The sequence below is a fragment of the Drancourtella massiliensis genome (assembly GCF_016900655.1).
GTDB lineage: Bacteria > Bacillota > Clostridia > Lachnospirales > Lachnospiraceae > Sellimonas > Sellimonas catena.
Genome location: NZ_JACJKH010000013.1, coordinates 67258 through 79311 on the forward strand (window position 1 = coordinate 67258; position 12054 = coordinate 79311).

At 46.2% G+C, this 12054-nt stretch carries 13 protein-coding genes; 1 reads left to right on the top strand and 12 read right to left on the bottom strand.

Features of this window, described 5'->3' with window-relative positions:
* Positions 1 to 2: 2 nt before the first annotated feature.
* From H6A32_RS08680 to H6A32_RS08695, 4 genes are read right to left on the bottom strand one after another with little or no spacing between them, the layout of a single operon-like run.
* Positions 3 to 557, bottom strand: a complete 555-nt coding sequence (locus H6A32_RS08680; protein ID WP_087251932.1) for a cell division protein SepF — start codon at positions 555 to 557, stop codon at positions 3 to 5.
* Between the two features lie 14 nt (positions 558 to 571).
* The gene (locus H6A32_RS08685) at positions 572 to 1303 is read right to left on the bottom strand and encodes a YggS family pyridoxal phosphate-dependent enzyme (RefSeq protein ID WP_087169375.1); all 732 of its coding nucleotides are present in this window, start codon (positions 1301 to 1303) and stop codon (positions 572 to 574) included.
* Positions 1304 to 1328: 25 nt separating this feature from the next.
* The gene (locus H6A32_RS08690; RefSeq protein WP_191427419.1) at positions 1329 to 2714 is read right to left on the bottom strand and encodes an HlyD family efflux transporter periplasmic adaptor subunit; all 1386 of its coding nucleotides are present in this window, start codon (positions 2712 to 2714) and stop codon (positions 1329 to 1331) included.
* A gap of 12 nt (positions 2715 to 2726) precedes the next feature.
* On the bottom strand, positions 2727 to 3671 hold the full coding sequence (locus tag H6A32_RS08695) for a TIGR01212 family radical SAM protein (RefSeq protein WP_087252088.1): 945 nt from the start codon (positions 3669 to 3671) through the stop codon (positions 2727 to 2729).
* Between the two features lie 84 nt (positions 3672 to 3755).
* Between H6A32_RS08695 and H6A32_RS08700 the strand changes: the two genes are divergently transcribed.
* Positions 3756 to 3962, top strand: a complete 207-nt coding sequence (locus H6A32_RS08700; protein ID WP_087169360.1) for a DUF378 domain-containing protein — start codon at positions 3756 to 3758, stop codon at positions 3960 to 3962.
* Here H6A32_RS08700 and H6A32_RS08705 read toward each other — a convergent pair.
* The 8 genes from H6A32_RS08705 to mreC all read right to left on the bottom strand — a co-directional run bounded on the left by H6A32_RS08705 (position 3959) and on the right by mreC (position 12054).
* Positions 3959 to 5050, bottom strand: coding sequence for a D-alanyl-D-alanine carboxypeptidase family protein (locus H6A32_RS08705; RefSeq protein ID WP_204864147.1), 1092 nt, complete (start codon positions 5048 to 5050; stop codon positions 3959 to 3961). The two genes, H6A32_RS08700 and H6A32_RS08705, sit on opposite strands and share 4 nt — an antisense overlap.
* Positions 5051 to 5089: 39 nt before the next feature.
* Complete coding sequence (locus H6A32_RS08710; RefSeq protein ID WP_087169359.1) at positions 5090 to 5485, bottom strand: methylglyoxal synthase; 396 nt, start codon at positions 5483 to 5485, stop codon at positions 5090 to 5092.
* Between the two features lie 12 nt (positions 5486 to 5497).
* The gene (locus H6A32_RS08715) at positions 5498 to 6622 is read right to left on the bottom strand and encodes an FtsW/RodA/SpoVE family cell cycle protein (RefSeq protein ID WP_243424885.1); all 1125 of its coding nucleotides are present in this window, start codon (positions 6620 to 6622) and stop codon (positions 5498 to 5500) included.
* Entirely contained in the window at positions 6619 to 6849 is a 231-nt protein-coding gene (locus H6A32_RS08720) for a cell division topological specificity factor MinE (protein ID WP_087169357.1), read from the bottom strand. Before H6A32_RS08720 ends, H6A32_RS08715 begins: the two co-directional genes overlap by 4 nt.
* 14 nt (positions 6850 to 6863) lie before the next feature.
* On the bottom strand, positions 6864 to 7655 hold the full coding sequence (gene minD / locus H6A32_RS08725) for a septum site-determining protein MinD (protein ID WP_087251936.1): 792 nt from the start codon (positions 7653 to 7655) through the stop codon (positions 6864 to 6866).
* A 100-nt stretch (positions 7656 to 7755) separates the two neighbouring features.
* Positions 7756 to 10620, bottom strand: coding sequence for a penicillin-binding transpeptidase domain-containing protein (locus H6A32_RS08730; protein ID WP_346342259.1), 2865 nt, complete (start codon positions 10618 to 10620; stop codon positions 7756 to 7758).
* Between the two features lie 4 nt (positions 10621 to 10624).
* Entirely contained in the window at positions 10625 to 11152 is a 528-nt protein-coding gene (mreD, locus tag H6A32_RS08735) for a rod shape-determining protein MreD (RefSeq protein ID WP_087169355.1), read from the bottom strand.
* Positions 11153 to 11166: 14 nt separating this feature from the next.
* Positions 11167 to 12054, bottom strand: a complete 888-nt coding sequence (gene mreC, locus H6A32_RS08740) for a rod shape-determining protein MreC (protein ID WP_087169354.1) — start codon at positions 12052 to 12054, stop codon at positions 11167 to 11169.

Here is a 12054-nt window from a genome sequence, read left to right on the forward strand (position 1 = left end):
TCTTAGTATCTTTTGCTGATAGAAGACACATCAAAAGATGTGTTCAGAAGATCCTGAAGATCTCCGGAAATACCTACGTTTGTAGGAGTCAGCAGGAAGATGAAACTGGAAATCTTCTGAAGGTTTCCGTCAATGGCAAATGTCGCGCCTGATGTAAAATCAATGATACGCTGCGCAATCTCAAGATCAAGGCCTTCCAGATTCAGAATTACAGTACGTCCGCTCAAAAGTGTCTCTGTAATCTCTCTTGCGTCATCCACAGAGCTCGGCTTGATCACACATACTTCCATGCCTGTAGCCTGCGGTCTGCGGCCTGAACGTCTCATAGGTGTCACTTTGCTGTTCTGAGAAGATGTCTGTCTGGATTCGTAGTCTTCCTCTTCTTCTGCAGAGAAATTTTCTGTCTCTTCATTCGTCTTATCTCTTCCAAACAGTTTTCTTTTCGGTTTCTCTTCGTAGTCCTCTAAGTCATCTTCATCAAAGAAATCATCGTTCTCATAATCGTCGTCATCATCACTCAATTTCATGATATTCAAAAACTTGTCTAATACACCCATTTTTTACACTCCTATCATCTTGTGTTCTTATCTAAAGCATAATTTCTTTTACCAAAGATTCCTGTACCGACACGGACCATTGTGGCACCTTCTTCAATCGCTACTTCATAATCATTGGTCATACCCATAGAAAGTACGCCCATATGGATATTATCAATGTTTTTGTCTGCAATGTCAACAGATAATTTCCGAAGTGCAGAAAAAAATTGTCGATTTTTCTCCGGGTCATCTGTATTCGGCGCAATCGTCATCAGGCCCTCTACAGTGACATTTTTGAACTCTGGAACTTTATCGATAAACCCCATGACATCTTCCGGCATGAGACCGAATTTTGTGTCCTCTTTTGCCATATTGACCTCCAGAAGGACCTTCGCTGTGACCTGCTTTTTCGCCGCTTCCCGGTCAATGGTCTCCAGCAGTCTGAGGGAATCCACCGAATGAATCAACTCGGCTTTGTCAACGATATATTTGACTTTATTTCTCTGCAGATGTCCGATCATGTGCCACCGGATATCGGACGGAAGTTCTTCGTATTTTTCCGTCAGTTCCTGTACTTTGTTTTCCCCGAACACACGGATTCCCGCATCGTATGCCTCCCGGATCATGGCAGCCGGTTTCGTTTTGCTGACCGCGATCAGTGTAACATCCTCCCTTTTCCGTCCGCTTCTTTTGCAGGCATTTTGTATTTTTTCCTCTACAATCCTGAGATTTTCTGTAACAACTCCAGGCTCATAACATGTTTCCATCTCTTCTACTTCCTTTCTGCTTTTGCTATACAAGAATCTCATCATCCTGTACCGATTCCGCGTTCAGGACAATTCTGTCATAGTTGGACAGCTGATTGCTGCTTCCGTTTCCGGTAATATAGTAGTCCTCATTTTCAGCCGCGATATCAATGGAGGTAAAGACAGCATAACCGCTTCCGGCTTCATAGACCCCTGCCTGGCTGACTGTCTCAGACAGCGTTCTTGTATTATTGGAATCCTGCATCTGGATCACTGTGCCCTTTGGCAGATTTTCCGCTTCGATGCATGCCATATTTTTTTCCGTATCTGTATAGTAGACATCCGCCGCCCGGAAACTTGTTTCCCCGTCATTATAGACAAGCACGCCCTGCTCATCTGTCTCGCCGTTGCTCACAATATATTCTGTCGGAACCTCATAGCAGTCTTTCTCCACAACCGCGGATTTTGGAATTTTGAGTCCCTGTGCGTTTTCAATGAGAATCTCGATGTCCAGATAACGGTCGGATGCGTAGCGGATCATGGCGCTGTCCAGTGTCAGGTATGCGTAATAGGTGTCCTTGTCTTTCTTTTCCATCTGAAGGCCCGCAATCATTTCTTCATCGTCTTTTAAAAAACGTATGTTGACACTGCTGCGGTCCAGCAGAGACTCTGCCGTATCCGCATCCATTCTTACAACCAGATACCATTCTTCTCCTGTCACAATCTTGTACATGCTGTCCCCTTCACTGACTTTCCGGTTCTCATGCACCTCCGTCCTGGTATAGCTGCTTTTATCAAAATTCTTGTCTGTGACCTGGTCGGTTGTCATGCTCTCATAACCGTCTACCTCATAGACAAGAATTCCATCCGTCTCACTTGTACAGTTCTGATAGCTTCCTTCTTCCTGCTCTTCAAGAGCCGCCGTCATTCTGGAAGTTCTGGTCTGGTCTGTTTTCCGGTCAAGCAGATTCTGTATCGTACTTTTCAAGGAGTACGTCTCGGAAAAAGATGCCTCCCTGTAGTTGTTCGCAAATGTGCGGACCGAAGACAGAAGCTGTCTCTGCTCATCCTCTGTAAGCTGTGTTTCTCCTGTCTCTTCCTCCCTGTTGCTTAAATCCAGTTTCTTATCGGAAACAGCACAGACACTCTGACCTGCTGAAATCTTGGATTCCTCGGGCTGATAGAAATTCAGATAGCCGCTTTTCGGCGCCTCCACAGTCTGCTCTGTCCGGACTGCAAATCCGGTATAGGATACATTCTTAATAATCGATCCCTGCCCTACTTCATAGTATGTCGTCGGCCGGTTGGTAACCGAAACCACCAACTCTACAATCACATAGATCAGGATAACGGCAAACAGAATGACTCCGATATTGATATTCCATTTTCTGCGGTATGACCTGATATCCGTAGTTTTCTTTCTGACTGCCAAATCATCTTCCTCCTAATTCCATTTCTTAAGCCTTGGTCCATTCCGGTAACAATAGAGATCCCCCTGCCGTACATTCCGCTTCTTCATCTCATCCAGCAGCATGTCTTTCAGCTTCCACCAGCTTGTATTCCAGTTGCAGAACACGGCATCCTTCTCCGGAATTCTGCTGAAAAACCGTTCGATCACCATATCCGGATCCAGCAGCCGGATAAACAGAATCAGGCGCTCCAGATACTCTTCCAGGGTGCAGATCTGAAACTCCCCGTTTTCATACTGCCCTGCAAGCTCTGTCCCTTTTGCCAGATAGAGAGAATGAATCTTGACGATATCATTACCAAGCACCGACAGAATTTTCGCTGTTTCCGCCGCATCTTCCCCGGTATCCCACGGAAGATTTAAAATCACATGGGTACAGATATCAAACGGATACTGTCTGATCCGCTGTACCGCATCGATATATTCCGCAAGGCCGTGTCCCCGTCTGACTTTTGCAAGGGAATGGTAGTTGACTGTCTGAAGTCCCAGTTCGATCGTGACCGCAATTCCCGTCTCCTGCATCCACTCATGCAAAAAAGCCAGGTAACGGCTGCTGATACAGTCCGGCCTGGTGGAAATCGATACTTCAACGATATCTTTCACCTTTTCCGCTTCCCTGATATAGGAGCAGAACGTTTCAAACGGAAAGTATGTATTTGTATAATTCTGAAAATATGCAATAAACTTCTCTGCGTGATATCGTCTTTGAATATATTCTTTTGTCTTTTCGAGCTGCACCGCAACCGGTACAGCCCCTTCCATGGCCTCAAACCCGGTGCCTTTTTCCGAACAGAACGTGCAGCCGCTGCCGCCCTCTCTGTTCGGGCATGTCCCGGGAAGATTGACCGGAAGTTTATATACTTTTGCGTGATACTTGTCTTTCAGATACTGACTATATGATCTGTATAACTGCTCTTCCATCGTCACTGTCCTTTTCTTCTCCTGTATATTCTTCTGTTTTCCGGTAATAATAAGGAAAGAATTCATAAAGGAGGATTATCATATATGAAATGGTTTGATAACATTGCACTGACACTGGTAATCGTAGGCGCCCTGAACTGGCTGCTGATCGGCGTATTCCGCTTTGATCTGGTCGCCTGGCTCTTCGGAAACCTGTCCATGCTGTCCCGTATCATCTATGCGCTGGTAGGTCTCTGCGGCCTATATCTGATCAGCCTGTTTGGACGGATACGTGGCTTTTCCGAAGATTAATTCTGCGTGCCTTCCAGAAGCGCATTCATATTCTGATAAAGGATATCTCTCGATCCGGCACCCATCACGATGGAGATGTATGGATGATCTGCCGAATTCCGGTCCAGAAGGATCAGGCAGTATCCTGCTTCTCCGGTCGTGCCGGTCTTGCCGCCCACTACAGTAACTCCGTCCGGAGCATTTACAATGCCTCTCGCATAATAGTTGGTCGGCTTCCACTCTTCTGTGCGGACACTTCCGTCCGCTTCTTTGATGGAAGCAGTATAGCTTTTCGCCTCGATGACTTTCATGAATTCCTCATTTTGAATACAGGTATTGAAAATCAGATACAGATCGTATGCTGTTGTATAATGATTATCATCATGCAGTCCGTGCGGATTGGTGAAATGCGTGTTAACCGCCATCAGCTCCTTCGCGCGGGCGTTCATTTCTTCCACAAAAGCTTCTTCCGACCCGGAAATATGTTCTGCGATCGCTGTCGCAGCATCGTTTCCTGAAGAAAGCAGCAGGCCGTAAAGCAGATCTTCCAGCGTCAACTGGTCTCCTTCCTGAAGTCCGCACAAAGACGCATCTGCAGGAAAACTGGATGCTGCCGCATTCTCTCCGACTGTCACGACATCAGAAAGATTCCCTTTTTCCAGCGCAAGAAGTGCTGTGAGAATCTTCGTCGTGCTGGCCGGATACAGCCGGTCATGGATCTGATTGGAATAGAGCACATTTGCTCCGTTTAAGTCAAACAGTCCGGCAGCATGTACGTCTGTTGTGCCGCTGTACTGAATTTCATCCGTATTTTCGGAAGCCACACACAGACTGGTTGCCGCAAGCCCGTCTGCGGAAAATACCGAACCGCTGTAGTTCGCTTTTTCGTAGGATATCATCTCCGCATTCTTCTGCGCATGCTGCATGGAGACCGCATACACTCCGCCGCCTGCCGCCGCAATCAGAACCAGACAGATCCCTGCTGCGATCTGTCTCCTATGGTTCTTTTTCTGATTCTTCTTATTCCCGTGTCTGCGGCTGCGTTTCTGTCTGTTTTTCTCAATCCGTTCTCTTCTTTTTTGTGCTTCCTCTTCCCTGTAACTACTCATACATGAACCCCTTCATAGCATTTATACTGCTGTGTTATACTACTTATACATTTCTCTCCAGTCGAGATCTCCTCTGTCGATGGCCAGAATAATCAGTTCCGCCGTTGCAAGATTGGTCGCGACCGGAATGTTGTATGTGTCGCACAGACGGATCACATCATTGACATCCGGCTCATGCGGCTTCGGATTCGACGGATCCCGCAGGAAAATCAGGGCGTCGATCCCGTTCTGCGCGATCTGGGATCCCAGCTGCTGCTTCCCGCCAAGAGGTCCTGCCAGATATTTGTGTACATTCAGATTTGTAACTTCCTCGATCAGACGTCCTGTCGTTCCGGTTGCATACAGTTCATTTCTGCTTAGAATCCCTCTATAAGCAATACAGAAATTCTGCATCAGTGTCTTTTTTGAGTCGTGTGCAATGAGCCCAATATTCATGTTTCTCACTCCTTACTTATATTTTTTCTGCTGTAATCCAACATTTAATACCAGACCTATACCGATAAACATGCTGACAAGGGATGACATTCCGTAGCTGACAAACGGCAGCGGAATACCGGTATTCGGGAAGAGCCCTGTCGCCACACTGATATTAATGAAGCTCTGTATCCCGATCTGCGCGGCTACCCCGCAGCATATGATCCGGCCTCCTGTATCCGGTGCACGCATCCCTATTCTCATACATTGTATTACAATTAATAATAGCAGACCAATCACGATACAGCAACCCACAAAACCTAATTCTTCTCCTACAATTGCAAAGATAAAGTCGGTCTGCGGCTCCAGAATAAAGTTACCGTTCTTTACGGATGTTGTCGTATTATTGTTCAGGCCCTTTCCGGTCAGCCGGCCGGAACCGATGGCCATAATAGAGTTGTTCTGCTGATACGCCTCATCACTGCTGTATTTTTCGGGCTGCAGCCACGCAAGAATACGTGTCTCCTGATACCCCTGCAGAATATCGATATCCGAGTGGACAATGAGGCTCAAAAGGATCACTGCCGCCGGAACTGTAATCAGAAGAAATATTCCGATAAATTTGTAGCCCAGGCCTCCCACATACATCATAACGCAGAATACCAGAACAATCGAAATCGTCGTTGAAAGGTCCGGCTGCTTGTAGATCAGAAAGCATGGTACCGCCATCAGAAGTACTGCCTTTATGATCGTAACCGGCTTTGTAATCTCATCTTCATGATTCATAATATATTTCGCAAAGAACAGAACAAGCAGGATCTTTGCAAGTTCGGACGGCTGAAACGTCGTAAATCCGAAATCAATCCATCTTGTCGCACCGTTTACGTCTCTTCCGAAGAAACGTACAGCCAGAAGCATCGCGATCGTCAGACCGTAAAGGATCCACTGCAGATTCAAAATCCATACATAATCAATCATGGATACAACGGCCAGTGCGATCAATCCGATGACCAGTCCGATGATCTGTCTTCCCTGAACAGACTGCTTAGCACTTCCGATTACCATGATGCCCAGACATGTCAGGGCAAGCACGGAAATCAGCAGCGAAAATTTAAAATCTTTTAAACGGTATGGTTTCGTAAATTTCAGTATCTTCAAAGCTTTTCTCCTGTCAGTGTAATGGTAATCCGGGAACGGGTGACTGAAACATCAAAGGTTTCCGGAGTTGTATCAATGTATTTTGATACCGTCAGAAACAGTTCTTTCTGGAACAGTTCACATACATTTGGGTTACAATCCATTCTGTCGGATACGAGAACCGTTCTGAGGCGGTCTTTTGCGATCCCGACAGACGCTTTTTTTTCCATTCCTTCAAATAATCCCATTTTCTGCCTCCTGCTTAATTCTTTTTGAACAGATGTGTGAGCCGGGAGAACAGTCCTCCCTTCTCATCCATATCCATGAGAGGAACTTCCTCCCCCGTAAGTCTTCGGCAGATATTCATATAGGCCTTCCCGGACGGGGAATCATCACCCGCAACAGGTTCACCCTGATTTGTCGCGATCACGACCTGTTCATCATCCGGGATGGCTCCAAGAAGATGGATCGGAAGAATCTCTGTCACATCTTCCACAGACATCATGTCTCCGCGCTTTACCATGTCAATCCGGATCCGGTTGATAATCAGTTCAAGATTCCGGATCTGTTTTGCTTCCAGAAGACCGATAATCCGGTCGGCATCGCGGATCGCGGATACTTCCGGCGTCGTTACGACAACAGCACGGTCGGCTCCTGCCACGGCATTTTCAAATCCCTGCTCAATCCCGGCTGGACAGTCCAGAAGTACATAATCATACTCTTCTCTCAGATCCGCGGTCAGCTTTTTCATCTGCTCCGGAGAGATGGCGGATTTATCCTTTGTCTGGGCAGACGGGAGCAGATAAAGCCCCTCATATCTTTTGTCGTGAATGGCAGCCTGCTTCAGTCTGCATTTCCCTTCGATCACGTCAACCAGATTGTAGACAATCCGGTTTTCCAGCCCCATTACAACATCCAGATTCCTAAGTCCCAGATCCGTGTCGATGACCAGCACTTTTTTCCCAAGCTTTGCAAGGCCGGCCCCTATATTCGCGGTCGTCGTCGTCTTCCCGACACCGCCTTTTCCTGATGTAATAACAATAACTTCACCCATGTTCCTTCCTCCTAAGACCAAACTTGATGGAAAGACAACAGACAGGAGAAATCCGCCCCTGCCATGCCGCCTTCTTTCTTTCGTAATTTCCGCTACATCATCAGTCTCCTGAAACAACCGTTCCAAGGGATGCTGCGTGTCCCGTCACGATTTCATCTTCTTCATCCAGCCCGTAATAGTAGCGGATAATATCACGCCCTATTTCAGAAGGATACGTAGAATTATAACCATTTGCGATACGGATCGCAAACGCAACGTTGGTGTCCTGTCCTGATGTAAATCCAACGAACAGGCCGTGGTTCGGATGCGTCGTACTCTGCTGTGCGGTACCTGTCTTTCCGTACAGTTCAAAGTCTCCGAGACTCTTGAATGTGGAAGTATTGGTAACCATTCTGCGCATTCCGTTATGGACTGCCGTCCATGTGGAATCTGCAACTCCTTCCACTTCATTTCTGACACTTGGCTCATAATCTTTCACAAGATTTCCGTTGACATCCGTTGTTTTATCAAATAATGACAGATTATAGACGGTCCCCTCATTGGCAACTGCGCTGATATAACGTGCAAGTCCTGATGTTGTATAGTTGTTGGTTCCCTGTCCAATAGAAGAACGTACTACGTCACTGTCGGAAATCTGCGGCTGCGACTCCGTGATTTCCAGCCCGGTTGTGTCTCCAAGGCCGAATTCCTCCGCATATTTCTGCAGACGCTCAATTCCGTATGCATCATTGTATTCTCCGCCTGTTGTTCCAAGACGGTAGCCTACTTCGTAGAAGAAATCGTTACAGGAGTGCTGAATTGCACTTACTACGTTGAGACTTCCATGAGCCCCCGGAGAAATCCAGCATCGTGCGATCGGAGAAATCTTATCGAAAATTCCGGTACAGTTAATTGTTGTTCCTGTGCTGATTACTTCCTCGGTCAGACCTGCAATGGAAACAAGCGGTTTATATGTGGAACCAGGCGCCGTCCGTTCCTGTGTTGCTTTGTTGTAAAGCGGACTCGACGTCATGGAGTTCAGCTGTGCATAATAGTCGGAATCCATCGTATTTGCCAGACGATTGTTGTCATAACCCGGATAGGAAACCATGGCAAGCACCTGTCCGTTGCTCGGATCCGTAATCACGATGGATCCGGTACACGGCTCCAGTCCCAGTTCGCCGGGCGTAATCTCCAGACTTTCAATCTTGCTCCGGATAAAGTTATAAGCAGCTGTTGAACCGGAACTTCTCAGCCGGTTGTACTGGGTTTCATCATATTTCAAAATATTCTGCTCATACAGGATACAGCAGACCTGGTTTCCTGAAATATCCCCGGATTTGATCATATATTCATAGATGATTTTTTCAAAATCACCGTCATCTCCAAGCACTTCTCCCACATACTGCACAATTGCCTGATAAATCTCGGAAGCGCTTGAATAGCTTGCATCCCCTTCCAGATAATCGGTCAGTTTTGAGGTGTCGATCCAGTTCTGTGAAATCGCATAATTCAGATATTCATTAACTCCGATCGTCTCCTCTTTTTTCCATGCAAGATAGGTCTCATCGCTTGTATCGATTCTGTCCTCAACAAGGATTCCGGAATCATCTGTCAGAAGTGTGTCCACCACATAGTCCATGTAGGCTTTCATCCGGTCAGACAGATCCTGGTAGGCCGTCCCGTTTGCATTCTGCATTTCGGAAAGCACGGAACTGATCGCGTCTTCCTCTCTCCTGGAATAGGTCTCCAGAACCTCTTTTTCTGCAGTGCCTGCATCACTTTGGGTAAACCGGCTTGTATCAATGATCTCGTTCTTGAAAAATGCATTATAAACATCTCCCACCGGAATGACGATGGAGTCTGCATCGGTTACATTGCTTGTATCATAGTCAAGACGGTTGACCATCTTGGAAAGCAGAATCGCCGCAAGCTTCTCTTCGAGAATATTGTAGGCGGCAATCTGAAGATCCGCGTCAATTGACAGGTATACATCATTTCCTGCCTTTGCCTCTGTCACCTTCTCGGAATCGATGACCTTTCCGACATTGTTGACGTAGATTTTCGTCTCTCCTTTTTCTCCCTGAAGGGTGCTGTCCATTGCTTTTTCAATCCCGGCCTTTCCGACAATATCTGTCAGAGAGTAGGATTCCTGCTCTTCCTCGGAAAGTGCATTGTACTCATCCTGGGAAATCTGTCCGGTATAGCCGATAATCGATGCAAAATATTTACTGTTGTTATACTGGCGGATGGAGCTCTCTTCGATGCTGACTCCTGTCAGCTCCTCCTGATTTTCCATTATTTCCGCCACTGTTGTATCACTGACATTTGTTGCAATTGTCGTTGCAATATATTTCCGGTACTTGTTCAGGCTGATCGCATACCGGATATTGACAAGCTTCAGAATATCCGATTTCTCGTAATCGTCCTCATTGATTCCGTATCCGTACGTCTCATCAGTGCACAGATAGTGGATAATATCTGCCGCTGTATAGTTTTTCTGTTTCTCGGACAGCTTGTCTATCGTAGCATACCCAAAAATGTCGGCAATAAACCGAAGACGCGCCGTGCCTTCCGTAGAAAACTCATACTCACCGCTGTCATTGAGGACAATACCGAAGCTGTTGATGATGGAGTCCCCGTTTTTCTCGATAATATCGATTACTCTGCGGACTGTCGCGTTCAGCTCCTTGTTTTTCTGCTTTGTCGTATCGTAATCCCCGTTATCTTCGATCGTTACCGAATAGGCAAGAACATTGTCCGCCAGAACTGTTCCGTTCCGGTCGAGAATCCGTCCTCTTGTGCCCTGTACTTCTCTTGTTTTCTGAATCTGGAGTTTGTAGTCGTTCAGATAGCTCTCGCCTCTTACAATCTGAAGATAGAACACTCTCTGCACCAGAATCGCGAACATCACGCAGAATACAATACTCGCGATAAACATTCTGGACTTTACAAGCTTGATGACTGTTTCCTTTATGCGTTCCAAAATATTAAACAAACCTGCTTGCACTCCTTTTTTCTTCTTCTACAAGTTTACGGTTAATTCTTAAAATAAGCTGATATACAATCAAGGTGATAATGACTGTATAGAGCATCTCCGGAATGATGACATGCCCGAGATAGTAAAGAAAATGGAAATCACTCTGGAGCATGAACTGGAAAAAGTAGACCAGTATTCCATATACCAGCTCACTTCCCCCGATCAGAAGAAGCGGCAGTTTGATATTTTCATCATAGTAGAGCTTCTGGAAAAATCCATTGGCATATCCGATCACTGTGTATAATAAAATATAAAATCCAATATACTGTCCGAAGCTGATATCAAGCAGAAATCCGCTCAGCACTCCAACGAACATCCCCTCTTTCTTCCCCTGCATGAATCCAAAGGCTGCCGTCAGAATGATCAGAAGATTCGGCTTGATCGAAGCAAGCTCAAGATAGCTGAATATCGTTGTCTCCAGGAGGAAAAACACGATCACAAGAGCTGCCTCAATGACTTTGCGTTTTACAGCCAGCATGAGTTGTCTCCTTTCTATTCACCCGATGAATCGCTTTCCGTCTGATTTCCATTGTCGATCAGATCCTGTTTTGTCGTCGTAATGACAAGAACTTCCTGCAGCTTTTTGAAATCTACCGCAGGGATGATATATCCGGAACGGGTCAGATTGTTTGAATCCACGTTGACCTCGCTGACATATCCGATCAAAAGCCCCTGCAGATATTTACTGCTGATATTGGACGTTACAATCTGTTCTCCAACTGCAACTTCATTTTCATTATTTGCCAGCTGCTCAAACTGTACAACACCGTTGTTGATCAGCTTCAAATCTCCGCTGACAATACACTGGTCAAAGGTTGTCATGACCATGGCCGATATATTGACCTCATCGATAATCGAACGCACAGTAGAAGAATGCGCATTGACCTCTGTCACAATTCCGACAAGTCCGTTTCCGCTCAGGACATTCATATCTTCACGGATTCCGTCCTCGCTTCCTTTGTCGATCGTAAAGGAAGTAAACCAGTTGCTTCCGTCATTCGCGATCACTCTCGCTCCTACTTTCGGATAGTCGGATGTATTCTGATCCATCTTGTATAAATCATAAAACCGCTCCAGCTCCACTGCTTTTTGCTGCAGCTGGTTATTTTCCGCTTTCAGATTTTCATTCTGTTCTTTCAGTGTTTCATTTTCTTTCTGTACACTTTTCAGTGTGGCAAAATTATCCGCCACATCGTTGACCCATGTCCCGATCACATTGATCCCTTTCTGCATCGGAACCACCGTATAATCTGCGATCGCCCGGAGCGGGCCGCTTTTGACATCTGCAAAAAAGGTCGCCGCCATGCACACAACGCAGGCAGCCACGATGATCAACAGCCAGTATTTACTTTCCAAACCTTTTTGATTTCTTGTCTTCAT

Coding starts and splice junctions, on each gene's coding strand:
- H6A32_RS08680 (WP_087251932.1), bottom strand. CDS start 557: ATGGGTGTATTAGACAAGTTTTTGAATATCATGAAATTGAGTGATGAT.
- H6A32_RS08685 (WP_087169375.1), bottom strand. CDS start 1,303: ATGGAAACATGTTATGAGCCTGGAGTTGTTACAGAAAATCTCAGGATT.
- H6A32_RS08695 (WP_087252088.1), bottom strand. CDS start 3,671: ATGGAAGAGCAGTTATACAGATCATATAGTCAGTATCTGAAAGACAAG.
- H6A32_RS08700 (WP_087169360.1), top strand. CDS start 3,756: ATGAAATGGTTTGATAACATTGCACTGACACTGGTAATCGTAGGCGCC.
- H6A32_RS08705 (WP_204864147.1), bottom strand. CDS start 5,050: ATGAGTAGTTACAGGGAAGAGGAAGCACAAAAAAGAAGAGAACGGATT.
- H6A32_RS08710 (WP_087169359.1), bottom strand. CDS start 5,485: ATGAATATTGGGCTCATTGCACACGACTCAAAAAAGACACTGATGCAG.
- H6A32_RS08720 (WP_087169357.1), bottom strand. CDS start 6,849: ATGGGATTATTTGAAGGAATGGAAAAAAAAGCGTCTGTCGGGATCGCA.
- minD (WP_087251936.1), bottom strand. CDS start 7,655: ATGGGTGAAGTTATTGTTATTACATCAGGAAAAGGCGGTGTCGGGAAG.
- mreD (WP_087169355.1), bottom strand. CDS start 11,152: ATGCTGGCTGTAAAACGCAAAGTCATTGAGGCAGCTCTTGTGATCGTG.
- mreC (WP_087169354.1), bottom strand. CDS start 12,054: ATGAAGACAAGAAATCAAAAAGGTTTGGAAAGTAAATACTGGCTGTTG.